The 333-nt window shown below is 44.1% G+C and carries 1 protein-coding gene and 1 pseudogene; both read left to right on the top strand.

What is annotated here, in order from left to right; genetic code table 11:
- Positions 1-15 precede the first annotated feature (15 nt).
- Positions 16-114, top strand: a complete 99-nt coding sequence (locus tag AB4585_RS28735) for a transposase (protein WP_372172187.1) — start codon at positions 16-18, stop codon at positions 112-114.
- Positions 115-172: 58 nt separating this feature from the next.
- Positions 173-333, top strand: a pseudogene (locus AB4585_RS28740) (helix-turn-helix domain-containing protein); the annotation flags it as partial.

Here is a 333-nt window from a genome sequence, read left to right on the forward strand (position 1 = left end):
TTTTTCTGGAAACCTCTGTTTTGGTCGCGCTCTTATGCTGTAACTACAACAGGTGGAGCCAATCTGGAAACAGTAAAAGAGTACGTCCTTTCGCAAGAAAAACCGTCAGGCTAGACTAGCGACTCATTCAAAGAATTGAGTCGTAGAATGCACCTGACATTCGTTCAAACTAGAACCAACGCCAGAGCAAGCTGACAAACTTGCTCAAATGGCTGGCTGTGGGCGTGTCGTATTCAATGACAGCTTAGAGTTAATGTTAAGCATTGCTCGTAAGAAAACTGGCATCGACGACAAAAAGGAGCTGTACAAGCATCTTAATGGCCTTACTTATGC

Source organism: Vibrio sp. 10N.222.49.C9 (assembly GCF_041474985.1).
Classification (GTDB): domain Bacteria; phylum Pseudomonadota; class Gammaproteobacteria; order Enterobacterales; family Vibrionaceae; genus Vibrio; species Vibrio crassostreae_C.